Annotated in this window: 29 protein-coding genes and 1 pseudogene; 17 read left to right on the forward strand and 13 right to left on the reverse strand. The window is 61.2% G+C overall.

Translation table 11 applies throughout. The annotated features are described in order from the left end of the window. The first annotated feature begins 4 nt into the window (after positions 1-4). The 5 genes from ACP15D_RS16380 to ACP15D_RS16400 all read left to right on the forward strand — a co-directional run bounded on the left by ACP15D_RS16380 (position 5) and on the right by ACP15D_RS16400 (position 1,900). Positions 5-319, forward strand: coding sequence for a hypothetical protein (locus ACP15D_RS16380; protein WP_424958496.1), 315 nt, complete (start codon positions 5-7; stop codon positions 317-319). Then, the gene (locus ACP15D_RS16385) at positions 316-1,062 is read left to right on the forward strand and encodes a M15 family metallopeptidase (protein ID WP_424958497.1); all 747 of its coding nucleotides are present in this window, start codon (positions 316-318) and stop codon (positions 1,060-1,062) included. The genes ACP15D_RS16380 and ACP15D_RS16385 overlap by 4 nt, the downstream gene beginning before the upstream one ends. Further along, entirely contained in the window at positions 1,050-1,295 is a 246-nt protein-coding gene (locus tag ACP15D_RS16390; protein ID WP_424958498.1) for a hypothetical protein, read from the forward strand. The genes ACP15D_RS16385 and ACP15D_RS16390 overlap by 13 nt, the downstream gene beginning before the upstream one ends. A gap of 52 nt (positions 1,296-1,347) precedes the next feature. Further along, on the forward strand, positions 1,348-1,476 hold the full coding sequence (locus tag ACP15D_RS16395) for a hypothetical protein (protein WP_424958499.1): 129 nt from the start codon (positions 1,348-1,350) through the stop codon (positions 1,474-1,476). A gap of 247 nt (positions 1,477-1,723) precedes the next feature. Then, positions 1,724-1,900 (forward strand): hypothetical protein, encoded by a 177-nt coding sequence (locus ACP15D_RS16400; RefSeq protein ID WP_424958500.1) that lies wholly within the window; start codon positions 1,724-1,726, stop codon positions 1,898-1,900. A gap of 3 nt (positions 1,901-1,903) precedes the next feature. Here the strand turns inward: ACP15D_RS16400 and ACP15D_RS16405 are convergent, their stop codons facing one another. Further along, positions 1,904-2,413 (reverse strand): HNH endonuclease signature motif containing protein, encoded by a 510-nt coding sequence (locus ACP15D_RS16405; protein ID WP_424958501.1) that lies wholly within the window; start codon positions 2,411-2,413, stop codon positions 1,904-1,906. A gap of 35 nt (positions 2,414-2,448) precedes the next feature. Here ACP15D_RS16405 and ACP15D_RS16410 point away from each other — a divergent pair, with 35 nt between their 5' ends. Continuing rightward, positions 2,449-2,727 (forward strand): hypothetical protein, encoded by a 279-nt coding sequence (locus tag ACP15D_RS16410; RefSeq protein WP_424958502.1) that lies wholly within the window; start codon positions 2,449-2,451, stop codon positions 2,725-2,727. A 64-nt stretch (positions 2,728-2,791) separates the two neighbouring features. On the opposite strand, the gene ACP15D_RS16415 is transcribed toward ACP15D_RS16410, so the two are convergent. The 10 genes and pseudogenes from ACP15D_RS16415 to ACP15D_RS16460 form a co-directional block, all read right to left on the reverse strand. After that, on the reverse strand, positions 2,792-3,094 hold the full coding sequence (locus ACP15D_RS16415; protein ID WP_424958503.1) for a hypothetical protein: 303 nt from the start codon (positions 3,092-3,094) through the stop codon (positions 2,792-2,794). Then, positions 3,078-3,320, reverse strand: a complete 243-nt coding sequence (locus ACP15D_RS16420) for a hypothetical protein (protein WP_424958504.1) — start codon at positions 3,318-3,320, stop codon at positions 3,078-3,080. The genes ACP15D_RS16415 and ACP15D_RS16420 overlap by 17 nt, the downstream gene beginning before the upstream one ends. A gap of 10 nt (positions 3,321-3,330) precedes the next feature. Next, positions 3,331-3,525 (reverse strand): hypothetical protein, encoded by a 195-nt coding sequence (locus ACP15D_RS16425; protein ID WP_424958505.1) that lies wholly within the window; start codon positions 3,523-3,525, stop codon positions 3,331-3,333. A 64-nt stretch (positions 3,526-3,589) separates the two neighbouring features. Continuing rightward, a complete protein-coding gene (locus ACP15D_RS16430; RefSeq protein WP_424958506.1) occupies positions 3,590-3,829 on the reverse strand; it encodes a hypothetical protein in 240 nt (79 codons plus the stop codon). Next, positions 3,823-4,056 carry a hypothetical protein gene (locus tag ACP15D_RS16435; RefSeq protein ID WP_424958507.1) on the reverse strand — a complete coding sequence of 78 codons (234 nt, stop codon included), beginning with the start codon at positions 4,054-4,056 and terminating at the stop codon, positions 3,823-3,825. The genes ACP15D_RS16430 and ACP15D_RS16435 overlap by 7 nt, the downstream gene beginning before the upstream one ends. Before the next feature lie 208 nt (positions 4,057-4,264). Beyond that, the gene (locus ACP15D_RS16440) at positions 4,265-4,552 is read right to left on the reverse strand and encodes a hypothetical protein (RefSeq protein ID WP_424958508.1); all 288 of its coding nucleotides are present in this window, start codon (positions 4,550-4,552) and stop codon (positions 4,265-4,267) included. A gap of 20 nt (positions 4,553-4,572) precedes the next feature. Continuing rightward, positions 4,573-4,881: a hypothetical protein gene (locus ACP15D_RS16445; RefSeq protein WP_424958509.1), complete on the reverse strand. Its 309-nt coding sequence runs from the start codon at positions 4,879-4,881 to the stop codon at positions 4,573-4,575. 9 nt (positions 4,882-4,890) lie between these two features. Then, on the reverse strand, positions 4,891-5,130 hold the full coding sequence (locus tag ACP15D_RS16450) for a hypothetical protein (RefSeq protein ID WP_424958510.1): 240 nt from the start codon (positions 5,128-5,130) through the stop codon (positions 4,891-4,893). 321 nt (positions 5,131-5,451) lie between these two features. After that, entirely contained in the window at positions 5,452-6,669 is a 1,218-nt protein-coding gene (locus ACP15D_RS16455; RefSeq protein WP_424958511.1) for a tyrosine-type recombinase/integrase, read from the reverse strand. Positions 6,670-7,128: 459 nt separating this feature from the next. Then, a pseudogene (locus ACP15D_RS16460) lies at positions 7,129-7,356 on the reverse strand (hypothetical protein); the annotation flags it as partial. A 339-nt stretch (positions 7,357-7,695) separates the two neighbouring features. Between ACP15D_RS16460 and ACP15D_RS16465 the strand changes: the two are divergent. From ACP15D_RS16465 to ACP15D_RS16510, 10 genes are all read left to right on the forward strand, one after another. After that, entirely contained in the window at positions 7,696-9,351 is a 1,656-nt protein-coding gene (locus ACP15D_RS16465; protein WP_424958512.1) for an insulinase family protein, read from the forward strand. 117 nt (positions 9,352-9,468) lie between these two features. Continuing rightward, entirely contained in the window at positions 9,469-10,656 is a 1,188-nt protein-coding gene (locus tag ACP15D_RS16470; RefSeq protein WP_424958513.1) for a M16 family metallopeptidase, read from the forward strand. 254 nt (positions 10,657-10,910) lie between these two features. Then, positions 10,911-13,787 (forward strand): hypothetical protein, encoded by a 2,877-nt coding sequence (locus ACP15D_RS16475; RefSeq protein WP_424958514.1) that lies wholly within the window; start codon positions 10,911-10,913, stop codon positions 13,785-13,787. Between the two features lie 170 nt (positions 13,788-13,957). Then, a complete protein-coding gene (locus tag ACP15D_RS16480) occupies positions 13,958-15,772 on the forward strand; it encodes an ABC transporter ATP-binding protein/permease (RefSeq protein WP_424958515.1) in 1,815 nt (604 codons plus the stop codon). Positions 15,773-15,810: 38 nt separating this feature from the next. Further along, positions 15,811-17,418 (forward strand): thioredoxin, encoded by a 1,608-nt coding sequence (gene trxA, locus ACP15D_RS16485; protein ID WP_424958516.1) that lies wholly within the window; start codon positions 15,811-15,813, stop codon positions 17,416-17,418. Position 17,419: 1 nt separating this feature from the next. Further along, a complete protein-coding gene (locus ACP15D_RS16490) occupies positions 17,420-18,757 on the forward strand; it encodes a M16 family metallopeptidase (RefSeq protein ID WP_424958517.1) in 1,338 nt (445 codons plus the stop codon). Next, entirely contained in the window at positions 18,754-20,034 is a 1,281-nt protein-coding gene (locus ACP15D_RS16495; protein ID WP_424958518.1) for a M16 family metallopeptidase, read from the forward strand. The genes ACP15D_RS16490 and ACP15D_RS16495 overlap by 4 nt, the downstream gene beginning before the upstream one ends. A gap of 43 nt (positions 20,035-20,077) precedes the next feature. Then, the gene (gene exbB / locus ACP15D_RS16500) at positions 20,078-21,124 is read left to right on the forward strand and encodes a tonB-system energizer ExbB (protein WP_424958519.1); all 1,047 of its coding nucleotides are present in this window, start codon (positions 20,078-20,080) and stop codon (positions 21,122-21,124) included. A 5-nt stretch (positions 21,125-21,129) separates the two neighbouring features. Then, complete coding sequence (gene exbD / locus ACP15D_RS16505) at positions 21,130-21,639, forward strand: TonB system transport protein ExbD (RefSeq protein WP_424958520.1); 510 nt, start codon at positions 21,130-21,132, stop codon at positions 21,637-21,639. 16 nt (positions 21,640-21,655) lie between these two features. Next, positions 21,656-22,486 carry a TonB family protein gene (locus ACP15D_RS16510; RefSeq protein WP_424958521.1) on the forward strand — a complete coding sequence of 277 codons (831 nt, stop codon included), beginning with the start codon at positions 21,656-21,658 and terminating at the stop codon, positions 22,484-22,486. A 441-nt stretch (positions 22,487-22,927) separates the two neighbouring features. Here the strand turns inward: ACP15D_RS16510 and ACP15D_RS16515 are convergent, their stop codons facing one another. After that, positions 22,928-23,662 (reverse strand): type 1 glutamine amidotransferase, encoded by a 735-nt coding sequence (locus tag ACP15D_RS16515; RefSeq protein ID WP_424958522.1) that lies wholly within the window; start codon positions 23,660-23,662, stop codon positions 22,928-22,930. A gap of 165 nt (positions 23,663-23,827) precedes the next feature. On the opposite strand from ACP15D_RS16515, the gene ACP15D_RS16520 reads away from it, so the two are divergent. After that, positions 23,828-24,022, forward strand: coding sequence for a hypothetical protein (locus ACP15D_RS16520; RefSeq protein WP_424958523.1), 195 nt, complete (start codon positions 23,828-23,830; stop codon positions 24,020-24,022). 145 nt (positions 24,023-24,167) lie between these two features. Here the strand turns inward: ACP15D_RS16520 and ACP15D_RS16525 are convergent, their stop codons facing one another. Continuing rightward, positions 24,168-24,392: a hypothetical protein gene (locus ACP15D_RS16525; protein WP_424958524.1), complete on the reverse strand. Its 225-nt coding sequence runs from the start codon at positions 24,390-24,392 to the stop codon at positions 24,168-24,170. Positions 24,393-24,427: the final 35 nt, after the last annotated feature.

Raw genomic sequence — 24,427 nt, forward strand, 5'->3', positions numbered from 1 at the left:
GCCGATGGCTGAAGAACACCACCATGATCCAACACTGGATCCACGCACCTGTGCCCGTCTCGATGCGCTGGAGGAAGCTATCCTCAACGGTAACGTGGTTCCATTGCAAACGGTTGCAGCCGGAAAACCAGTTGCCCCAGAGATGACCGCACGCCTTGCCGAGCACGATGCACGGGTGTCGGAAGTGATCCAGCAGGCGACAGAGGCATTCGAGGCGATCTCACGCTCTGACAGCGAGAGGATCACCGCCCTTGAACAGCAGGTGACAAAGATCCAGGACATCCTCGTCAATCTGGCAGAACGGTGGGGGAAGCAATGAGCATCGAACTCACCGAAAAGCAGAAGGAGCGCACGCGCAAGAATCTCATCGGCGTGCATCCCCACCTGGTGCAGGTGGTCGAAAGGGCCCAGGAGATCACCACCGTTCCCTTCGTCGTCACGGAAGGTCTGCGCACGCTCGACCGGCAAAAGCAGTTGAAAGCGGCGGGGAAGAGCTGGACGCTCAATTCCAGGCACCTCACCGGCCATGCCGTCGATTTGGTGGATGCCGACGACTTCAAGTACGACATCCCCGACATGACCAAGATACACGATGCCATGCTCGGCGCCAGCAAAGAGCTTGGTATTCCCCTGGTGTGGGGCGGGGACTGGAAGCAGCGGGATACCCCGCACTTCGAACTCGACAAGCGCAGCTATCCATCCAACGGTGTCGGCACCACGACGCGCGTGCTCGAAACGGCTGCGAAGGTGGCTGCGAACCGGGTCGTGCTCACGGGCGCAGCTGGCGGCGCCGTGGTTGGCGCACAGGAGGCCGCGGAGAAGGTGGCCGCTACCCCTACGCCAGTCATTGACCCAACGCCTCTGGCGACTCTCCCAAGCCCGCCGCTGCACGTCACTGAAAACCTCAGCAGGGCAGGGGAGTGGAAGGGCGCCGGACAGACGGCAATGTCGTTCATCGACTTCGCCCAGTCGCAACCATACCTGTTTGGCGCGCTCGCGCTGACGGTGGCTATTCTGCTGTTTGGCCCGCGCATCGCAAAGAGGCTCGGATGGGAGGTTTGATCGCCTATCTGGCAGGTCCATTCGGAACCTTCGCCGTCATCGCCGGAGCGGCCCTCATCGCCTTCGGGGCGTGGCAGTTCAACAATTTCACCCAGCGTAGCAAGGGAGCAGAGCAACAGATCGCCAGGACGGAGAAGGCCAATGCGGCTGTCATCGGGCGCGCTAATCGCGTGCGCACTAAGTCTATCTCTCCCGGGGTGCGGGGCACAGTTGACCCCAACTACATCGACTAGCCCAGCAGTCGCCCAGGCGTATCAGTACATCCCCAATTCGACGCAGTGCCCGATGCAGGTTCAGCAGGCGATTTCGGCACACAACTCGGTGCATGCATCGAACCTCACCGGAAAAGAAACGGTGTGGAAGGCAAAGCCGGTGCCGCTCAAGAAGACGGCGCCTCCGGTGCCGGTGGGTTAGCGGCCACTATCTCCAAATCATCTCGCGTTCCGATCTGCCTGTGGTAGCGCAGGATGCTCCCGTCGCGCATCACGTGCGCGTATGAATCCTCGAAGATAGCCTCAAACTCGAGTTCTCCGGTTGCATCACAGTGGTGCAATGGCGCTAGAGGGCCGCTCCCGTCCTCATTGCGTAGCCACCACAGGGCTTTCCCGTCGAGTCTAACCGCCAGTTTTTCGCTCATCTTCATCACCTCAGGAGAACCACCATGCGCATCTTGCTCGCACTGCTTCTTGCTGTCTCAATCTCTGCCTGCACCCGCTCTCTCGCCATCGAGAAGGAAATGGATCAAGCAGTATCAGAACTCGATAAGTCTATCTGGTCAGATGGGTTGAAGCCTATCGTGAAGCCGGAGAAGGATAAGGGACTGCCGCCGTTGAAGTAGATTTCACTCGTTTTCACCTTCGGTGTGATACGCGTATTCGCCGAAATGAAACCTAGCGGCAGCTTTATAAGCTGCCGAGGCCTGCTCTTTATCTGGGTATAGGCCAAGGCTTTTTCTGCGCCCCCGAACGGTTATGTAAGCATTCCACTTCTTACACTGAGAGTGCCAACTAACGCCTTTGTACCCAGACGTATTTCTTTGCGTCGGCCCCTTGTTGGCTTGGTTCTGGCTGGGCGAAGCAAGCCTCAGGTTTATAAGGCGATTGTCGTCGCGGACGTGGTTGATGTGGTCAATCTCGTTTGGGGGCCACTCCCCGTAGACATAGAGCCAGATGAGGCGGTGCACTCGATAGCACCTGCCGTTTATTTCTACCCGCAAGTACCCTTGCTCATTTCTTGTTCCGATTATATCGCCGGGCCTCGCACGCCGCCTAGGAATGCGCCATCGCATTACGCCAGTTTCTGGATCGTAAGTCACGAGATCGCGAAGTCGCGTCTGTGTCAAATCCACCATTGCTCCTCACAATCTCATGAAGGCTGCCATGACACATGCGCCAGGAATACGAGCGAGAAACTCTGAACGGGTCTACCGCATTAGTCATCCTGAAACTCGACAGTATCCAGAGGGATGTGATCGAGCACCGTCACGAAACCAGGATCGGCATGCAAACTTTGACCACGCGTTTGGATACGCTCGAAGCCAAGGGGTCAGCGCTGGACCGGCTCAAGGATCTGTCCGGCTGGCTAACGGGGGCAATAATTCTAATCCTGGCCCTGGCAGGAAAGTGGAACGAGCTTGGCGCCTTCCTCGGGGCAAGCGGGAGATAGGGTTGCTGGTCTTCATGCCATTGACCATTGTCGTCTGTGTCGTCAGCTGGATGGTGTAGGGCTCCTATTTGTCGGTCGCCTTGAATGGCGCCAGCTTAAATTTGGTCGGCCCGAATATTGGATCGCTCACCGTAACCTCAGCGCTGTCGGCAACGCGCCCACGCTTAAACGGTAGACGCATTTCACGCCCGCCGCGCTCGCGTGTCTGGCAGACAATTTCATTGTCGAGAACGGCGGTGATCCACAGCCAATGGAACTCATACGGAGCGTTGAGGCTGGCGCCTTCGAGCATCCCCAGGTTCGCGTCTTTGAACCGCTTGACGTAGTTTCCGACGATCACTGCGGCTCCTTCAGTTCTTTCGAGCATTCCCAAAATCGGGCTCATCAACGACGTGCGGCGAGAACACGACCTGAACTTCATCGCCGAGTGACGCCGCCCATTCTTCAGCGCGCTCGATGCTTCCGAACATCGCCACTCGGTCGAGATCGCCCCCGCCAAAGACGGACACGAGAATGACGTTCCCGGCCCCGCCGCGATGCTGGTTGTAGAACTCGCGCCACTCCTCGCCTTCACCGGCTACGTTCTTGGTCACTTGGCTCTCCTTATTTGTCTTCGATCCGGAGCAGCGCGTCTACGTCCACTTTGACGACGCGCTCGTAGCGTTGCTGTGCCTCCGCCTTCGTCTTAAACAGGGCGACCGTCAGCGGCGTGTACTCGTCAGTGCTACGGTCATCGGTCGCAACGTGGCCATCCATGACGCCGGCCCACATCACGCCGCGCAAGCTCCCCAAACCCATCTGCCTCTCCCTACGTTCGTAAACTTCTCTATGTCCCTAAACTCGGGACGCTCCTTTGCGTGGGTCAATTCTTCATCGTCTGGCCGCAGCACGGACAGACATCCTTAAGTCGCGTCTGACGCCAGCCGCCGGGGCGGCGCTCGATGAAACCACCAGTGACCAATGCGTTTAGGTGCTTCGTCATCGACCCCGGCGAAGTCGTTCGGGTGAACTCGCAAAGCTCGGTGAGCGTAGGCGCGTACCCGTGCTTCGCTGTGTGCTTGCGAATGATCTTCAGGACGGTGGATTGCGCCTCGGTCAACACGCCCGCTTCGCCTGCGTATCGGAAGCGGCCCACAGTGCTTGACGCAAGATGTCATCGCCAGCGTCGGTGGTGATGTGTGTCGGCTGGTCATCGTCCATGACGAAATGCACAAGGCCGAGTTTCTCTAGCCGCTTGGTCGCTGCGATTTGGGCTTCGTCGTAGGGCAGCTTGCGCACGAGCCCGCCACACACGGCGAGAACGTCTTGCTCTAGTGGTGATAGGTCCATCTGCTTCTCCTTATGATGGAATGAAGCGCGGCAAATCTGGCCGCAGCCCTCGGATGTGACGGACGAACGATTGGGCCTTGTCGCTTTCGTCGCAATCTCCAGTATCCCAATCTGCGGCGCACACCATTTCGATGTGCTCAAGCGCGCGGCCGAGTTGCCTCTTTAGGATTTCATTGTCGGACTGTAGCCACTGGCTCACTGCGGCCTCCTATGTGGACTCGGGGTTGTTCTGCAAATGATCGCGTTCAGCGTTGGCGATGCGCCCCATGATGTTGGTGATGAGAAAGCCACGGTCGGGGTCAAACACCTTCATGTCGCCGAAGCGTTCCATGTCGAAAAGTATCTCGGCCGCCAGCTTGGCGCGTTCGTCATCCGTCAGCACTTGCGTCTCCCTCTTTCGCGCAGCTTCTGCCTCGGCGTAGCGCACCACGAGCCACACGAGGCTATCGACGCCGCCGCGCGTCTCCCATGATCGTCTAGGTTCACGCTCGCGCACGGTCGGCTCCTTTGCGTGGATCAATCCGCGCGGTCGAACATGGCTTCTAGGAAGGCGTCTGCGCCAGCCGGTGCGGATCTCATAAAAGCGTGCGCCTCGTCATACTCACCATCGACCACCAACAGCAGTTCGTCGTCGGTCAGACCGGCGAAGTAGGCGCTGATAGCCGGAAGGTCCATCGCCACGTCGAGGCCGTCCTTGACGATGCACTGCTCTAGATAGTTGAGCGCGCTACGCTCGCCGCGGTAGCGGTTGATTCCGCCGTTGCATCGTTCCATCGCGAGATACGCGCGAGTGATGCCGGGTAGTCGTTTCTCGATGCTGGCCATCCGGGCCTCCTATTTCTCAGTTGCGCTCTTGACGAGCGGCGGCCAGTTGCCCGCCAGCGCGTCAGCGTCAGACGTTGCGAGAATTTGCCGGATCACCTCGTCGTCTACGGCGTCCTGCATTTCAATCTCGACGGCGCGTTGCCATTCCGGCGTGCGCTCCACGTCGCCGCCTTCGCGCGCCGCCCGAGCATAGGCATCTTGCTTCAATATGCGGGTGGTTGTCGGCTTGCCGTCTGCGTCGAAATCCAAGTGCCTCTCCTTTTATGCGCTCTTGTAGGCGGGGACTTGCGGCCCCCACACGAAGTTTTCGAGCGACTGCCATTTGGCGACACCGGGAACCATAACCATCAGGTAGGCGAAATAAACCCCTGGTTAGCAGCTGGGCGCCGAAGTCCGTCAGGACGTTGTCCGGCCGGCAAGGGAACTTGAAGACAAATTTGTTAGCGGCTCGATTGAAGCTCGTCAGCCAATCGCTGTCCGTCACGTATGCCGAGAAGGCCTTTCGGATGTTCGTTTCTTCAGTCTCGATACGGCGGAGCCACGCGCCCACGAGGTGTGAAATGCTGTCGCTCATCTACGAAGTGCTCCCTGGTTCGTTGAGCCATTGATCCGGCTCACGCAGTATTTCTCCCACGACAGCATCAGCTTCCGCCGGCGCTCCAGCGCGTCGCTTCTCCGGTAGGCCTGTTCTGCTTCGTCACCAATGAGGTGCGAAAGGGCGGCCTCGGCGATCTCCCGCGGGAAGGTCGTACAGTCGCCAACCCAGTCCCGAAACGTGGAGCGGAACCCGTGCACCGTGGCATCCGGTGTTATACCACGCAGGCACATCGACATCGCCATCTCCGACAGAGGTTCTTTCGGGTTTCGCCCAGGAAACAGCCAGTCGCTCGGGTAGGATTCCATAGCGTCGTAAATTGCGATGCATCGGGGCGTTAACGGGACGCGGTGCTCGCGACCTTCCTTCATCCGCTCCGGCGGAACCACCCACACGCGGCTATCGCGATCGACCTCCGAACGCGGGGCAAGGATCGTCTCGCTCGTTCTGGCGGCCGTCAGGATGGTCCATTCCAGCGCCATGGCGGACACGCTGTCCAAGCGTCTCAGAGCCACTATGAACGCAGGCATTTGCTTATATGGCAGAGCCCGGTGGTGGCCTTTCTTGGCCCGTTGCTTTCCCAGCAGGTGCTTCAGGTGCCCGCGCCAGCGCGCCGGATTCTCTCCCGTCCGCAGCCCTCTGACCTTGGCCGCATCGAGCACGGTTTCGATGCGCGCTCTGACCTTGCGGGCCGTCTCAGGCTTCACCTGCCACACGTCCTTCAGCACCTCGACGATATCCTCGGTCGATACCTCTCCGATCAGGCGCCGGCGCAGCTTGGCGCAGTACCGGTCCCCGAGCGTGCGCCTCCAACTGGCGCGTGTGTCGTCGCTTTTAAAGCTGTTCTCGATGGCGTCCATGTAGGCGTCCGCCACCTCGCCGAAGGTAAGTCTGGCTAGCGCTGGCGTCTCGATCGCGCGCTTGGGGTCTTCTCCCCTGGACAGGGCCTCCCGGCAGCGTGCAGCCAGCGTCCTGGCAGCAGCCAGCGTCACGTCGCGTGCCGGCCCAAGGCTCAACGTTCGCTCGCGCTCTGCCCCCCGCTCACCGCGCTTGTAGCGGAACAGCCAAAGGCGCTCCAGTTCCTGCCCGCGCTTGCGGACGAACAGGTAGAGCCCGCCGCCGTCTGATATCTTACCTGGCGCGCTGGCTGACTGGACCTGCCGCGCGGTAAGATGATTGATCCCCCGACCCATCCCCGGTTCCCCCACGGGTGCGGTACCCACACCGGTACCCACACCGTCGCCTGCTTGCCATCGACAGGCGTTCATCCCGAGTCTCAGTGAAGACTCTGAAAGGGCGGCAAGGGAAGCATGAATCTCGATCACGTCCACGGCCGTTCGCTCTACTATGCGTCCCCTACGGGGCGCCAACCAATCTGTAAGTCATTGACGTTATATGGGGTTTTTGGGTTCATTTTCCCAAACCCGCACCCACCCATTCCCAGACCTTCCGGCTGTCCTGCCACCCCCGGGGTGCTAGGCCTTTCACGCGCCAGTCGGTCCATGGCAGAACGCGCCAACTTCTTCTGCTCGGAAGCCTTGGCGTAGCGCGCGACCTCCTCGAGGCTCGCGCGGCCGGTGATGGCGGCGATTTCATTTGCCGAGCAGCCCGACTCCGCAAGCTTGCCTCCGCGAGCCAGCGAGCCGCTTCTAGCCGGCCTCGAGAAACTCCTTGGACCAACTATAATAGCGGATCTGGGCGATGCCTTCCTTGCGGCAGAGTTCGGCGATTCTGTCCTCGCCGCGCAGGCCTTCGAGGACGATGCGGAACTTCTTGGTATCTCGCTGTCTCATCGTGTCCCTCCTCGGAGTTACGATGAACCGGTGATCCTCTCTTACGCAATCAGCTCGATCCGTCCGGTACGCCCTGACGGCGAACATCAAAGCCGTCAATGCGAAGACGAAGAGCTTCACGCGCGAAAAGCTCAAGCGGCGCCTTGGAGAGATCGATACGGCGATAGACAAGTATCTCCTCGAACTCGACCGTGCCGATGAGGCGGTGAGGCAGACAGGAATGTCAGTGAGGCTCGGCTTGCAAGAAGAAGTGACCGACCTCAACGGGCGCCCGCCGATCGTTAACGCTCGCGAGAAATTCTCCCCGTCGCTGCGTCAGTCCCGACCGAGCGCACTGCCCTAGGCGTGGGTAGCGCCGTATTTGTGCTTACAATGTGCGTACTCTGCATGGCGAGACGGGCCGGGGTAGGCCTAAGAGGAGAGTCAATGCCGCTAGCTGCCGTATCCGAAAAGACGTTCGGACGGGAGGTGCTGGGAGCCGCGATACCCGTCCTGGTAGAATTCTCTGCTGAGCATGCCCCGTCCCACGCGGCGTTGGACGACCTCTCCAACGAAATGGCGGGCACGATCAAAGTCGTGAGAGTCGACGTGGGCCAGCACCCTACGTTGAAAGATGAGTATGGGGTGCGCGGGCTGCCGACGCATATTCTATTCAAGTTCGGCAAGCCCGTATCGCGCAGGCTCGGAGGTCTGTCGTCGAAGGCAGAACTCAGGGAATGGGTCGCCGGCGCGCTCATTCTCGCGTTGGCAACGCGGAGAATCTCCACCGTCCGATCCGCCACCCAATTCAAGATGGCGAACGGCATGGAGGTTGTGGTGATTCCCGACCATCGCGCTCCGGTCGTCACACACATGGTCTGGTTCAGAGTAGGCGCTGCCGACGATCCGAAGGATTTCTCGGGAATCTCCCGCTTAGTCGAGCACCTGACGTTCACGTCACTGGACAGGATCACCGATGGTGACTTCTCAAAGACCATCTTGCGGCTCGGTGGACAGGCAGACGCGTTCATCTACCGGGATGCGACTGTGTTTTGGCAGTCTGTTCCCGGAGATCAGCTGAAGATGGCTATGGAGTCGGAAGTTGATCGCATGATCAACCTACACGTCACCGATGACGAGGTGGCGAGCGAGCGTGAAGTGATATTGGAGCAGCGCCGCTCTGAGATGGCCAATGATCCCGGTGCTCGTCTTGTCCACGAGATGAATGCGGCGCTCTATCGAGCCCATCCTTACGGTCGGCCGGTCATCGGTTTGCCTAGCGAGCTCGCCCGGCTTTCGCGCGAGGACGTGCAGCGCTTTCATAAGCTTCACTACGCGCCTAACAAGGCCATTCTTGTGGTTTCGGGCGACGTGACGCCCGAAGAAGTGAAACAGCTTGCGCACGAGACTTTTGGCAGGATCCCGGCAAATCCCAACGTTGCGCAACGTCCTCGGCTAAAAGAACCCTCGCAGATTGCCGCCCGCCGCGTGGCACTCGAGGCTCCGCATTCAACAACGGCGCGATTTTACCGAACCTATTCTCTACCAGGCTCCGCAACGGCAGCGCGCGGCGAAACGGAGGCGCTGGAGGTGCTTGCCAAAATTCTTGCCCGCGGCATCACATCCCGGCTCTATCGCAGGCTTGTCATCGGGGACAAGATTTCAACCTCAGTTACGGGTAACTACCTCGGCAACACGCTCGAGGCCGGCGAGCTTGAGCTAATGGCGTTGGCAACTGACGGTGACTTGAGCGCGATCGAGGCTGGGGTCGACGACGAAATCGAGGACATCCGCAAGAACGGAGTCACACAGGAAGAGCTCGTGTGCGCCAAAAGAAGTTTGGTGGCCGGTTACATCTACGGCAGCGCTGACCAATTCAATCTATCGCAACGCTACGGGTGGGCGGCAGCGCTCGGTCTGACCATTAAGGACATCGAGGAACGGCCAGCCGCCATTTCGAGGGTTTCCGCTGCCGACGTCGCGAAGGTTGCCAAGAAATACCTCATCGCGCGACGCTCAGTGACGGGCTGGTTGTCTTGCAGGCGAAAAGGCAGGAACGCTCGTCCAATTCAAGCATCGGCAGCTGTGCGAAGGCATCTTTGATGTCAAGCCCGGCTGCTTTGAGTCGCGATCTGGTGTTGGCCTAAGACAATGGACGTTCAGACCATAACGAGCCCCGGCGGCATCGAGGCGTGGCTCGTCGAAGACTACGCCGCGCCGATGTTCGTGCTGCACTATGCGTTCAAGGGCGGAGCTGCCCAGGACCCCATTGGAAAGGAAGGGCTCACGAATTTTGTCGCCCTCATGCTTGAGCAGGGGGCCGGGGACTTGACGGCGGTTGAGTTTCAGCAGCGGGTCGAGGACCTCGCCATACGTGTCGAGTTCGTGCCGGGTGTTGATGCCGTCACCGGAAGCATCGAGGCGCTCAGTGAGACGCGCAGCGAGGCCGCAGAGCTTGTCAGCCTTGCTCTGACGAGGCCGCGTTTCGATGTGGAAACCGTTGAGCGCGCGCGCAGGCGGCTGCTCGGCTTCCATGGGGGCGAGGCTCGTGCACCGCATCTCGTCGCGAACGCACAATGGAACGCCGTGGCCTTCGCAGGCCATCCCTACGGACGGGAGATCTATGGCAACGAGGCGTCGGTCAGCCGGATCACTCCCGAGGACCTGCGGAGCTACTGCAGGCGCGTCTTTGCCAAGGATAGACTAAAGGTCGTCGCTGTGGGTGACATCACTGTCGATGAGCTCGGAGTGTTCCTGGATCGGTTGTTCGGCGACCTGCCTGCCAATGCGGATCTCGTGGAGGTCTCGAAAGTCAGTCCGGTGACGGGCGGCCGGCTACGCGTCGCGGAAATGGATGTGCCGCAGTCGGTCGTGACGTTCGGCATGGGAGCGGTGTCGTACGATAGCCCGGACTACATTCCGGCACTCGTGCTGAGCCACATTTTTGGTGGTGACGGCTTCTCATCCAGGCTCATCAGGGAGCTGCGCGTCAAGCGTGGCCTCGTGCATTTTGCCAGCACTTGGCTGGAGCGTCGCCAGCATGCCGCGGTCTTCCGAGGCAGGATGGCGACGCGCAACGATACGGTGAGTCAATCGCTGCAAATCGTTCGCGATGAAATGCAGAAGATGTCGGATGGTCGCCTCAGCCAGGAGGAGCTGGACGATGCCAAGAGCTACCTCACTGTATCCTATCCTCTGACGTTCGGCTCTCATAGTAAGATTGCCGCGCAGCTGCTTGATCATTCAATTGTTGGGTTCGGCCCCGGCTTTTTCGAAACCCGTAAGGCCGCGATCGCAGCAGTCAGCCTCGGCGATCTGAAGCGCGTGGCAAAACATCTGCTCGACCCTGATAACCTCATCATATCCATCGCTGGCACCCCAACTTTGCAGCCGCCGCGAAACGCCTAATCGGCTAGGTGCGACGACTTGGCGCACCACGGCTCTTTGGGGGTCCAAAGCGGAGATGTTGCCTAAAATTTATGCAGCAATGGCCATGGATCGATCAGAAACGTTTCTGCCGGCGCCATTCACTAAGCTTACTCACCTTGTTCATGAACGCCTTATGACGTTTCCATCGTTTAGGGCGAAGCTGTCCGCTCCTTAAAGTCCCAGTCAGAAGCCGCGTCGCGGCGTCTGCGTAGCGTTTGAGTTGGGGGACAGTAATGAGTGGGTATGCGTACGCGCGCCGGGGGGCGCGTGTGGTGGCGTGCGTCCTGGCGCTTGGGGTGGCGGACGCTGCCGCGCAGCAGGCGCCGACGGAACAATCTCCTGAGAATTCAAGTCAGTCGCCCACTCCGGAAACGGGAACGGAAGCCGTGACGCCTGCCGAGCCGACGTCGTCACCACCAAATGCGGCTTCCGAGCCGGGGACCTCGACCTTGCCGGAGCTGGTGGTTGACGGAGAAACGAAGAAACCGGCGAAGGCAAAGGCCAAGGACAAAGCCGCCGTAACGACCGCGTCGGACAGCGCGCCGGTACAATCGGAAGCGCCGCCTCCCGGCGTCACGTTGGGGACGGCGGCGACGAGCGACACGGGCACCACGACCTTCGACGCCAACAACGTGCAGATGCGGACCGACGGCGGCGGTGACGCCAACACGTTCATGCGCAACCTGCCGAACGTTCAGTACCAGAACAGTAACGACTATAATCCTGGCGCGACTTCAACCAAAACCGTCGATACGAAACCGGCACTGCTGTCGATCAGCGGCGGCCGCACGTATGAGAACAACTTCATCCTCAACGGGGTATCAATCACCAACATTACCGGCCCCCAAAATAGCGATGCTGGCAATCTGGATGAGTATGGCCCGACCCCCGGAAGCACTGCCGTCTTTGGCATGAGCCCGCAAAACATCTATGTGCCAGCGGAGTTCATCGGCACGGCTACGGTCGTCGATAGCAATGCCTCTGCGGAATACGGCCAGTTCCAAGGCGGCGTGGTCGTTTATGATCTTTTGGCCCCACCGACCGACCGCTATCACGCTTCGGTCTCCGCCAGCCGTGATACCAGCGATTTCGCCAACTATATCCTGGCGACTCCGGATGGCACCAATCCTAACCACCGGGCCGCTCCTTCCTACGAGAAGTCTACCCTTGCGGTTTCGGTGGGCGCTCCAATTACCAGCGACTTTGCATTCATTGCGCAGGCGAGCCGCAAGCAAGCTGAGTCCAGCATGCCGAAATACATTCAGTACGGTAATGTCGACGCGGAAGAATATTCCGACAATATATTCTTTCGTTTTGCGGCGACGGCGCGAACGGATATCGGCAAGTTTACATTGGACACATCGCGCACCGAGTACTTTCAGCACTGGGAATGGGCACAGGCCAGTGATATCTACATCGACGTAAATACAAAGTCGCAGTCTACCAAGCTTGAGCACGAAACAAGCATTGCCGGGGTGAAAATCGACACTATTGGCCTTGGGAATCTCAATCTGAAAAGCCGCGCATTTTACAACACCAGCGTTACCGAGAATAATTCATCGGGCAACGCGCGGCGGTTGAAACGTGTGCAACAAGGGGCATTCGACCCTGATACAGGTACATGGCAGGAGACGTTTCATAGCAGCGATCCTATTGATGGGTGCCCCGGCGTTGACCCCGCGACGTATACAGGCACCCAAACGGTATTCGGTTGCTATTACGGAGGATTCGGTAACTCGCTTCAGAGCCAAACCGATTATGGGGCCCAACTAGCTTTATCGGGGGATGTTCTGCTTGGAACCTTCAAGGTGGGAACCGAGATTAAGCAATACAACGGGCGCAACGCACAACTTGGCGATTTCACGAACGCCACGTCGGTCAAGACTGCGTCGGTCAGCACTGGTCCGTTCACTTGCGCTGAAGGAGAGCCGGAGTATCTGTGCGATCCGAGCCAGTACATTAGTAGCTATACCGTTTACGCGGCGCGAGACATCTCCGCCACTGTCAACGCAGCGCATACATTCGTGGAACTCGACCAAACCTGGAATTGGTTCAACGTCCGCGCGGGTGTTCGCCACGACTATGATGACTACCTGAAGAATAATAATTTCGCGCCCCGACTGGTGGGCACCCTTACCCCGCTCGAGGGGCTTAGCTTCACGGCTGGCTATAACCGCTATTATATCGGCGAGACCTTGTACTACGCCGTCCGGGATCAGATGCCGAGTGCTGAGCGGTTCGTACGCGAAGCGAATTCCGGAACAACGCCGGGTGCATTCCCAACAACGCCGACCGAGACTTATGGTGGTGAAACCTACAGGGTAACCGGCTTGAATACGCCCTATACGGACGAGTTCACTGGTTCTGTAGGCGTAGCCGATCCTCTATTTCACGGACAGTGGCGCTTCAGGTATCTCGAGCGCTATGGCCGCGACCAGTTTGGAACTACCGAATGCGATTCTAGCTGCACTGGTTATATAGCGACCAACGACGGCGAAAGTTTTTATCAATCGGCGTCGGCGGAGTACACGAAACAGTGGAGCGGGCTGCGCAATTCCTACAATCTCAATGCTGCTGCGATTACGGGCAATGTAACCTGGTCCAAGCAGCGCACATCCCAGGACAATTATCTCCTTTCGTCGGATGCTAACGGGGATGGTTACCAGGAAGACGGGATGTTTTATAACGGACACGAATATCGCTCCGAGCAGTTTACTTCGGTCACCGGCAATCTGGACATTCCCGTCCGGTTTGGCGCCACGCTCTCCACTGTCTGGTTCAACGATCTCCTGGAGTTGAACTTCAGTGCCGGTGTCAATCTCGGCTTCCAAGGTGTCTACGACACAAACGAGGTCGTCTCCACCGGCGACATCGTCGATGGGCACGAGGTCTCCGCGGTATGTGACAATGGTTGCTATATCTACGAGGACAGAAAGTATTCGGCGTCGCTCAAGCTCGATGTGAATGGCCAGATCAATATCACCGATCAGGCGGCGATTCAGTTCAGCATCAACAATATCACCAACAGCACCCAGCAGACGGTAACGGCGCAAGACGCTCCATGGGTGCTTGGCCGGAGTTATTGGCTCGGCTCGGCGCTGAGGTTCTGATGTCTGAATCCGGGGCGCGATAATTGTTCGTGGCGTCCTGATTGATTTGGCTCCCCGTGCCAAATGGCGAGCCCGTCCCAGGTGCTTCCTGAGCGGGCTCGCCAAAGTCATACGAGAGACGGAACAGGTCAGGATATTCCGGTGCGAGGACGACTAATGTGGGGGATCGTATGACATCCGATGATCCGCAGCATCCGGCAGGTCACGGTTCCCTGGCGTCGGGCGTGAAAAGCGATCCCAGATCGCGCAGACTCGACCGCCTGTTTTTCCGTCGGATCTGGGATTTCTGCCGTCCTTATTGGACGCGCAAAGGCGGCAGCAGATCCTACGTGCTCCTGGCCCTGTTGATTGGCCTCGGCCTCGCCGCGACGGCAGCCGGCGGGATGACGACGCTGCTCTATAAAGAGATCAACAACGCGGTCGTCGCAAAGGATGCGGCGGGCTATTGGGGCTTGACGCTTAAGTATATTGGGCTGGGTGGTGCTGTTCTCGCCGCAACGATTCTCGCCACTTTCGTAGAAGGCTATCTCAAGACTGACTGGCGGCGTTGGATGACGGCGCGCCTAATGGACGAATATCTGGGGCATCGCACCTACTATGCGATTACGCTCGACGGCGACATCGACAATCCCGATCAGCGCATCCAGGAGGAGGTAAAGCCCGTCATCGACGCGTTCACGGGCATTCCGAGCAATATCTTGAATACCTCGATGAACGTCACTGTTCAGGTGGCGATTCTGGCGACCATTGCGATGCCGCTGCTTATTGCCACTCTCGCTTATTGCACCGTCAATGCCGTCCTCACGTACTTCATCAACAAGCCGACCATCAAGCAGAACTGGGATTCGACCGTCGCCGAGGCCGACCTGCGCTTCGGGCTGCTCAGCGTGCGCACCAATGCCGAGACCATCGCCTTCTATCGCGGTGAGAACGGCGAGCGTGTACATCTGACCCAAAGGCTTGCGCGCGCCATCGCTACGCAGTGGGCATTACTTCGCTACCAGGCGGTCGTATCCGTGGCGACAAGCTCGGTCGGTCTGGTGTGGCGCCTGTTGCCTGCACTTCTGGTCGTGCCGCTGTATTTTTCTGGGCAGATCGAATTTGGTGTCATCGCTGCCGCAACCAGTGCGGCGATGATGATCAATGTATCGGTCAGCAGCTTCATTGAATTCATCCCCATGATGATCAAGGCCGTCCCGCATGTGGTGCGCGTGGCGGAGATCCGCGAGAAGTATGCCACCATCGGCACCTACAGCCAGGCCCAGCATATCGGTCATCTCAGCCGCAAGGTGCGGGACGACGTGATCGGCTTCGACAGCTTCAGCTTGAGCACACCGGGCGGCGAGAGAACCCTCTTCTCCAACTTGAGCGTGGAGGTCCGCAAGGGTACCAGCCTGTTGATCAGCGGCCCGACCGGCACAGGCAAGAGTTCGGTGCTGCGCGCTATAGCGGGCCTATGGAACGTTGGGCACGGGACGGTTCATTCGCCGCCCGAGGACAAGACGGTCTACCTCCCGCAACGCCCTTACATGGTGCTTGGGTCTCTACGGCAGCAGCTGCTCTATCCGTGTAATGCGCAGGTTGCGCCAAGCGATGAGGATGTCGTCCACGCTCTTCGCGAGGCATGCCTGGAAGAATTGGTGCAACGGCATCCGGATCTCTCCGCGGAAGCCGACTGGGGGCGCATCCTTTCCCTTGGCGAGCAGCAGCGCATCGGCTTTGCGCGCGCTTACTTGAGCGGTGCCGAATTCGTCTTCCTCGACGAGGCGACAAGCGCCGTCGACGTCAAGACGGAACGCCGGCTCTACGCGCAGCTCCTGTCGCGTCGCATAACCCTTATCAGCGTCGGTCACCGCGCTTCGTTGTACGGCTATCACGACTTTGTCCTCGACCTGCGGACCGACGGCACCGGCGAGGTCATGTCAATCGAACGCTACCTTGCACACACGTCGGACACGCCGCCATCGCAGCGGTCCGCCGTCTAGATTTCAGTTTCAGCTCTTCACCATCGAAGGCAAAGCAGATGACCGCAAGTGCAGTTTCCGACGCAACGTTCGAGAGCGAAGTTCTGCAATCAACCGAACCGGTGCTCGTCGATTTCTTTGCCGAGTGGTGCGGTCCTTGCAAAGCCATGGCGCCGGCGCTTGACCAGGTGGCCGCGGAGAGGAGGGCCCAGCTCAAGGTGGTGAAGCTCAACGTCGACCAGAACCCCGCCGTCAAGGAAAAGTACGCGATCCGCGGGATGCCGACGCTCATATTGTTCAGGGACGGCAAGCCGGTGGGGAAGCACATGGGTAGCCTGCCGGTGAAGTCGAAGCTCGAAGCGCAGATTGATGCCTTGCTCGCCGTCGTGTCGGCGACCGGGGCTGCGGAGCCCCGCGCCACCAGGTTCAAGCTCGCGAACGGCATGGACGTCGTCGTCATTCCCGATCACCGCGCGCCTGTCGTCACCCATATGATCTTCTACAGGGTTGGCAACGCAGACGCGCCGCCGGGGTTCTCCGGTGTCGCGACCCTACTCGAGCACTTGATGCTCAAGTCTTGCGAGGAAAGCGCCGTTGGCGAATTCGCGAAGATCGCCTCCACCCATGACGTCACCGCCTACCATCGTCGTATCGCCAAGGATCAGCTCAAGTCGCTGATGCAGATGGAAGCACGCCGCATGACCCAGCTGCGGCCCACCGACGACGAGGTTGCAGCAGAGCGACAAGTCGTTATCGAGGGCTACACCCGCAGCGGTCCGTCGGTGCTCCTCAGTAATGAGATGAAAGTCGCGCTCTACGGCGCGCACCCGTACGGCAACCCGCTGTACGGCCGGGCGAACGACCTCGCCAATCTGTCGGGCGCGGACGCGATGCTGTTCTACCAGCGCTACTACGCGCCCAACAACGCCGTTCTGGTCATCGCCGGCGATGTCACGCCGGAGGGGGTGGCGCGACTGGCCGAAGAGACGTACGGCCAGGTTCCGGCGGGTCCCGAAGTCGGTGAGCGTTCGCGACCGCCGTTGCCGCTCGACGTCGGTGTGCCCCGTATCACGGTGAAGGATGAGCGGGTCCGCAATCCTGAGTTTTGGCGCACCTACAGTGTGGCTAGCTACGTCACGGCAAAGCCCGGCGAGGCGCAGGCATTGGAGCTGCTGGCACAGATCCTCAGGGATTCCAAGACCGGCCGGTCCCATAGGCAGCTTGCCGAAGGCAAGTTGGCGCCTAGGATCCGCTGTGATTACTCCGGCTCGGCGACCGATTCCGGCGGGCTCTACATCGCAGTCCTTGGCGAAATCACCGGGGACCTCCAGGCGGTAGAGGACGCAGTCGATGCGGTGTTGGACGATATCCGCGCCAATGGCGTAAGCGAGGCTGAGCTGCAGCGCGCCAAGCAGGCGCTGACGCCCGCCAAAGACATCTATCGCGTCGACAATAATGAGGTGCTTGCGGAGCGCTACGGCACTGCCGTGGCCATCGGCCGCTCGCTCGAGGAACTCGAGGGCTGGCCGGCCGCGCTCGCCAAGGTGACGGCCGAGGATATTAAGCGCGTCGCCAACGTCTATCTCGATAGGCGCCGCTCGGTGACCGGTTGGCTGCTTCCCGAAGCGGTCGCCGCGCAGGACGCGCAGCTTGAAAAGGTGGTCTGAGATGCTCGCTCCTACACCCCAGGGAGTTACTCCCGAACGCCGCGCTGTGCAGTTCAAGCTCGCGAACGGGATGGAAGCGGTCGTCATCCCTGATCACCGCGCGCCGGTCGTGACGCACATGGTGTGGTACCGCGTCGGCGCGGCGGACGGACCGAGCCACCGCTCGGGTCTGGCGCACTTCCTCGAACACCTGATGTTCAAGTCGACGGAGAAAATCGCCGACGGTGCCTTCCCGAAGATCGTCATGGAACTGGGAGGACAGCTCAACGCCTTCACCAGCCAGGACGTCACCGTCTACCACGAGCGCATCGCCAGGGAGCACCTCGGCGAGATGATGGCGATGGAGGCGGACCGCATGGTCAATCTCCGGCTCACCGATGAGGAAGTCGCAACCGAGCGCAACGTGATCATCGAGGAACGCGCCTCGCGCTACGACAACAGCCCCAACGCGCGGCTCAGCGAGCAGATGAGCGCGGCGCTTTACATCGCGCATCCCTACCGGCTGCCGGTGATCGGCTGGGCGCACGATATTGCACAGCTGTCGCGCGAGGACGCGCTCGCCTTCTACAAGCGCTACTACGCGCCCAACAACGCCATCCTTGTCGTTGCGGGCGACGTGACGCCGGATGAGGTTCGCGATCTTGCGGTGGCGAGGTACGGCAAGATACCGGCCAATCCGGCAGTTGCGAGCCGGGATCGCGCGAAGGAGCCGCCGCACGAGGTGGCGCGCCGCATCACGCTGCAGGACAAGCGCGTCGCGAACGCAACCCTGCAGCGCACTTATCTGACGCCGAGCTATGCCACCGCCGAGCCGGGAACGGCCGAGGCGTTGAGCGTCCTGATGACGATCATCGGCGACGGCTCGACGGGCCGTCTCTATCGCCGCTTGGTTCTAGAAGACAAATTGGCGGCGTCGGCAGGGGCCGGCTACTACGGAGGCGGCTTCGATTCCGGCATCATCCACATGCAGGCAGTGGCACTGCCGCACCGGGATCTCGGTAGCCTCGAGGCAGCGGTCGACGCGGTGCTCGACGAGGTGCGCGAAAATGGCGTGAGCGAGCTTGAGCTCAATCGCGCCAAACGCTCGCTCAGGGCGGCATACACTTTCGAAAGCGATGAGCAGGAAAGGCTCGCGGAGCGTTACGGCCGAGCGCAGTCGGTAGGCCGCACCATCGACGAGATCGAAGGATGGCCAGCGGCAATCAGCCAGGTGACGACGGACGACGTCAAGGCCGCCGCCAACACGTATCTCGACATGCGGCGCTCGGTGACCGGCCATCTGCTGCCGGAGATCACAAACGGGCGCAGCGCTCAGCCCAGGCAGGTTCCGGCACCATGAAGATAGAAACGATAAAGAGCCCCGGGGGGATCGAAGCCTGGCTGGTCGAGGAGCACGCCGTGCCGATCCTGGCGCTGCGCTTCGCCTTCGACGGCGGCAGCGCGCAGGACCCGGTCGGCAAGGAAGGCACCGCCAATTTCCTGACGCAGATGCTCGTCGAGGGTGCGGGTGATCTCACGTCCACCGCCTTCCAGGAGCGGGTGAAGGACATCGCCCTGCGCATTGGTTTCCGCGCGGGCAAGGATGCGCTCTTCGGCAATATCGAAGTGCTGACCGAGAGCCGCGCCGAGGCGGCAGCGCTGCTGCGGCTGGCGCTCATGGAGCCGCGTTTCGACGCGGAGTCCGTCGAACGGACGCGTCAACGCCTCAAGGTCGGCATTGCTCGTGCGGCGCGTGAACCCGATAAGGTGGCAGCGGCCGAATGGGAGGCGGTGGCCTTCGCGGGACATCCCTATGCCCGGCCGGCCGGGGGTACGCTGCAAAGCGTCGACGCCATCATGGCCGACGACATGGAGTTCTACCGTCGCCGCGTACTCGCCAAGCGAACGCTCAAGGTCACGGCAGTCGGCGACATCACACCACAGGAGCTCGGGCAACTGCTCGATGAGATCTTCGGTGGTTTGCCGGACGATACACAGCTCCCGACGCTGGGTGCTGTCGGCGTGCTGCCGGCAGGGCGCCGCTCGATCATCGAGATGGACGTGCCGCAGTCGGTCGCCGTATTCGGCATGACCGCGCTGGCGCGCAAGGACCCCGACTACATGGCGTCGGTGGTGCTGAACTTCATCGGCGGCGGGGGCTCTTTCTCGTCCCGTTTGATGGAGGAAGTGCGCGTCAAGCGGGGCCTCACCTACGGGGTTTCTACCGCGATCATGCCGCTGCGCTGCGCCTCGATCCTCAAAGGTTCGGTGGCGACGCGCAATCACCTGATCGGCACCTCGTTAGAGGTGATCGGCGCCGAGTTCGCGAAGATGGCCGCGGGCGATATCGGAGAGGACGAGGTCGCCAAGGCGAAGAGCGCGATCATCGGCTCCTATCCTCTCGCCTTCGATGCCAGCGCCAAGATCGCCGACCAGCTCTTGAGCCTGCGCCTCGATGGCTTCGGGCCTGAGTACGTGGCGAACCGCAACGCGATGGTCGCGGCAGTCACGCTCGCCGACGTTAAGCGTGTCGCGGCGCAGTTGCTGCGGCCGGAGAACCTTATCGTCACAGTCGTCGGTAAGCCGTCGCTGGGTGCGGAGCACGTCGCTCCGCAAGCATCGGCGTCGGCGGCGTGATGATTATTCGTAGGTGCGCAAGCGTAAAGACATGAAGGATGCCATGAGCCAACCTCGCCTTATCTGCCATCCTCGATTGCTGTTGGTTGCAGCGCTATCGCTGGCCGGCTGCTTCGTTGCGCACGCGCAGGAAGCGGCGGCGCCGGCCGCTGCGGTTACGCAAGCTGGCCCGGCAGCAACCGTTCCGGTCGCGACACCGCCTTCGGACCTCGCAGCACCGGCGCCATCTTTGGAAGCGTCACCATCAAGTGCAGGCGCGCAAGCGCCGGCTGCATCGCCCGCACCAGCCGCACCGGCTTTCCATGGTGTCGCCGGGCCAGCGGCAGCAACGCCCGAGCAGCAGGTCCCTGTCGCGACGGCGACGCCGGTTGCGACGGCGGCGCCCGCGCACAACCCGAACAAGCCGCACGACCTCTCCCCGTGGGGGATGTTCCTGCAGGCGGACATCGTCGTCAAAGGGGTGATGCTCGGCCTTCTGTCGGCGTCACTCGTCTGCTGGACGGTGTGGCTGGCCAAGACCATCGAGCTCTCCGTCGCCAAGCGGCGGCTGCGCCATCAGCTGAAGAAGCTCGCCGCCGCCAACTCGCTGCTCGAGGCGGTGAACCTCATCTCATCCACCCGCGGCGCCGTGCCGGCGATGCTGCAGGCAGCACTCGCCGAGACGCGTGCCTCCTGGGACATCGCCGATCGGCACGCCATCAAGGAGCGCATTTCTGCGCGCCTCGACCGCGTCGATCTCGCTGCCGGCCGCGACATCAACCGCGGCACCGGCATTCTCGCCACCATCGGCTCGACGTCGCCGTTCATCGGCCTGTTCGGTACCGTGTGGGGCATCATGAACTCGTTCATCGGCATCTCGGAGGCGCAGACGACAAACCTCGCCATCGTCGCTCCCGGCATCGCCGAGGCGCTGCTGGCGACGGCGTTCGGTCTCGTCGCGGCGATCCCCGCGGTGATCATCTACAATCACTTCTCGCGCTCGATCGGCGGCTACAAGGCGCTGGTCGGCGATGCCTCGGTGCTGGTGCTGGGCCTTGCCTCGCGCGACTTCGATCGCGGCGTGCGCCCTGAGCTGAGAGCTGCGGAGTAAGCGTCATGGCCGGCAAGCTTTCGGACAGCGAAGAGGCAACTGAGAACCACGAGATCAACGTCACGCCGTTCATCGACGTGATGCTGGTGCTGCTTATCATCTTCATGGTGGTCGCGCCGCTGTCGACGGTCGATGTGCCGGTCGAGCTTCCCGTGTCGCAGGCGGCGCCGGCGAAGAAGCCCGATAAGCCGCTGTTCGTCACCTTGAAGAGCGACTTGTCGCTCGCCGTCGGCAACGACATGGTGCTGTGGACTTCTCTCGGCTCCGCGCTCGACGCGCAGACGCAAAGCGATCGGGGCAAGCGCTTGTTCCTGCGTGCCGACAAGACGGTGCCGTACGGCGAGCTGATCCGGCTGATGGATACGCTGAGAGCCGCCGGCTACCTCAAAGTTGCGCTCGTCGGCCTCGAGGGCCCGCCCGCGTCGGCGGGGGCTGCACCATCTCCAGCCGCAGCATCTCCACAACCCGTCGTTCCTGCGTCCACTCCGCCTTCACCCTCTCTCCCTTCACCTTAGCCTGGAGCGTCATCCCATGATCGCGCATCTGGAGTTGCTTGAAGTGTCGGCGGCGCGGCTGCGCCGCTGGGTTCTCGCCGGTGCCGTGATGGTGTCGATGCACGCGGCGGCGGGCGCGCTGGCGCTCGCCGACTGGACGGAGGAGGACGATACAGCCGAGGAGACGGCGGGCTCGTTCATGCTCGAGCTGGCGCCGGTCGCCATGGCGCCGCCGACCGAGAAGGTGAACCTCGCCATCGGGCCGGCGCAGGAGGAGACGCCGGCATCGACCTCGGTGGCGCCGATGGAAGAGGTGAAGGAAAAGTCCGACGTCGAAACGCCGAACGTGGCGGAGAGCCCGCTCGCTCCGACGCCCGAGGTGGTGGTGGAGAAGAAGCAGGAGCACGTCGACAAGCCCGAGGAGAAAGTCGAGCAGGAAGACCCGCGTCCCAAGCAGGAGGCGGTGCTGCAGGCAACGTCTGCTCCGCAGGAGGCAAAAGCGCCGCCACCTGTCGAGGCTCCGCCGGCGGAGAAGGCTGTCGCACCCAGGCAGGGCGTCTCATCGAAGCCGTCTCAATCGCAGATCACCTGGGAAAAGGCGGTGGCGCTGCACCTCAACAAGCACAAGCGCTATCCGTCAGAGGCGCGCGACCACAAGGAAGAGGGCGTCGCCGTGGTGTGGTTCTCCATCGACCGCTCCGGCAAGGTCATCACCGGCAAGCTGCAGCGAAGCTGCGGCCACACCATGCTCGACAAAGAGGCCGTCGAGGTGCTGAACCGCGCCAGCCCGTTCCCGCGCCCGCCCTCCGACCTCACCAACACCGAGTTCAACTTCGCCCTCCCCATCCGCTTCCAAATCAAGAAGTGATGGCAAGAGCGTTAGCGGTGCGGACGCAACAAGCTCACCGAGGGGCGTAGGACGGCGTGGAGAGGGCAGCGCGGGCGGGTCTTCGAGCGCTAGGTGCGGCATCGCCCACGCCACCGGTCGATTATGGCGTTGGAAGCGGCCCGGGGAGGCCGCGAGCATCTTGACGCCGCGGATGTAGCCGCGTTGGGTGGCGAGAGGGAAACCGCGCACGCGCATCTCCTCGTCTTCCGACGGCGCCCCGACCCGATCGAAGTCCTTATCAGCAATGATGACGTGACAGGTTGCGAGGCGAGAGAGCCGCCGCATGCCGCTTCAGCGGCAGTCCGGCACCGCGTAGGGCCTCCATCGCCGTCCCCGGCTTCGCCCCTATCGTGCGCGAGATGCCATCTGCATCGAGGGCCACAAGCGAAATCACGTTTGGCTCTCCATTCGCAGCTCAGATCAGGTCTCGACCGATAATGCAGTTCGCGCCAGCGTCATCAGCGCCGTGTAGACCTTGCTCGCCTCCCGATTGAGGTGCGGCAAGTGCAGGTCAACGTCACTCTTCAAGCGTTCAGCGGCATCTGCTCCAAGTGCCGCCTCCAATGAGGCGGCATAGGTCGGGATGGCCGCCCACTCTGCGACTGTGTCGGCCGTCGCCTCGATGTGAAACTGCAATCCGTACGCGTGCGCGCCCCAGCGAAACGCCTGTACGCGACAGGCCTCTGAGCTTGCTAGGATGGTGGCACCTTCAGGCAGACCGGCGACCTCCGCGCCGTGCCATTGCAGAACTGTCATGGGCTCGTCGAATCCAGCCAGCAGCGGATCACGAAAACCTTCGTCTGTGCGCAATAGGCTCATCATGCCGACCTCGGCGCACGCCGCAGGTGCCACGCGCCCCCCGATGCTTTCCGCCAGCAGTTGATGGCCCAGGCAGATGCCGAGGTATGGCCGCTTCAGTTCAACAACGAACCTGCGGATCGCAGCCTTCTCTTCGCGCAGCCAAGGATGCTCGCTCTCCTGCCAGACGTCTTGCGGTCCACCCATGACGAGCATGAGATCGAACGCGTCGACGTCGGGGATCACCTCGCCAGCGTCGAGCTCGACCGTCGTCCAAGTGATGCCGTCGGCCCGGAGGAAATCGCGGAATATCCCGGGATGTTCGACGGCCAAGTGCTGAAGTACGAGGATGTTCATCGGTCTCTCTAAGGGACAGGTTGAAGCTGCGGCGCGCCGCGATCTGTAGAATGTAGGAAGTGGAACGGACGGTCCGGAAAGATGCGCTCGCAGCCGGTGCGTGCCGATGTAACGGCTTCTGCAAATCCAGTCACGATCAACTTCTGCTTGCTGGGGTAGAGCGAGATGTCGCCGACTGCAAGGACCGACCTCTGGAGACTTTTGTTCGGCAATCGCTCCGATGACGCGATGGGTATCGTCGGAGTCGGGCTCGACATGATCACGGCACAAGAGACGGTGCTGCACGTCACCTACGACGGTCAATTCGGCGAGACGACCCGCATCCAGTCGGTCGCGCTGAAGGGCAGCGTCAGGTATTGAGCGAATGGTTTTGGGTGGCATCTTGGCATCGGAGAACCGCGCGTCTCGAAGCGGAAGCCTTTTGCTGCCCCGACCGAGGCGCGGCGGCCGGCCGGCGGACGACCGTTTGCTCTGAAGCCAGTTCAATTGCCCCAACGAACATTGGCTAGCTCCGCTCTTCGTCGGCGTCGCGCACGACGCCGAAATCTTGCGAGCGCGTCGGTCGGTTGGAATCGCTGCTAATCGCGGCCTCGAGCCCAAGCCGGAGGAGGTGACGGATTGCCGCTGCGCGGCTCGGCATGCGCTGAGTAAAGCGCCAGTCGTCAAGGGCGGCAAGCTCTTCGCTACTAAGCATGATTTGTAGCCTCGTCTCTCGCGCCAAGCCGTTCATCAGGCACCTCCTTTCGGCTTGAGTGAGTAACGAAC

Source organism: Hyphomicrobium sp. 1Nfss2.1, assembly GCF_965243865.1.
In the GTDB taxonomy this organism is placed as follows: domain Bacteria; phylum Pseudomonadota; class Alphaproteobacteria; order Rhizobiales; family Hyphomicrobiaceae; genus Hyphomicrobium_A.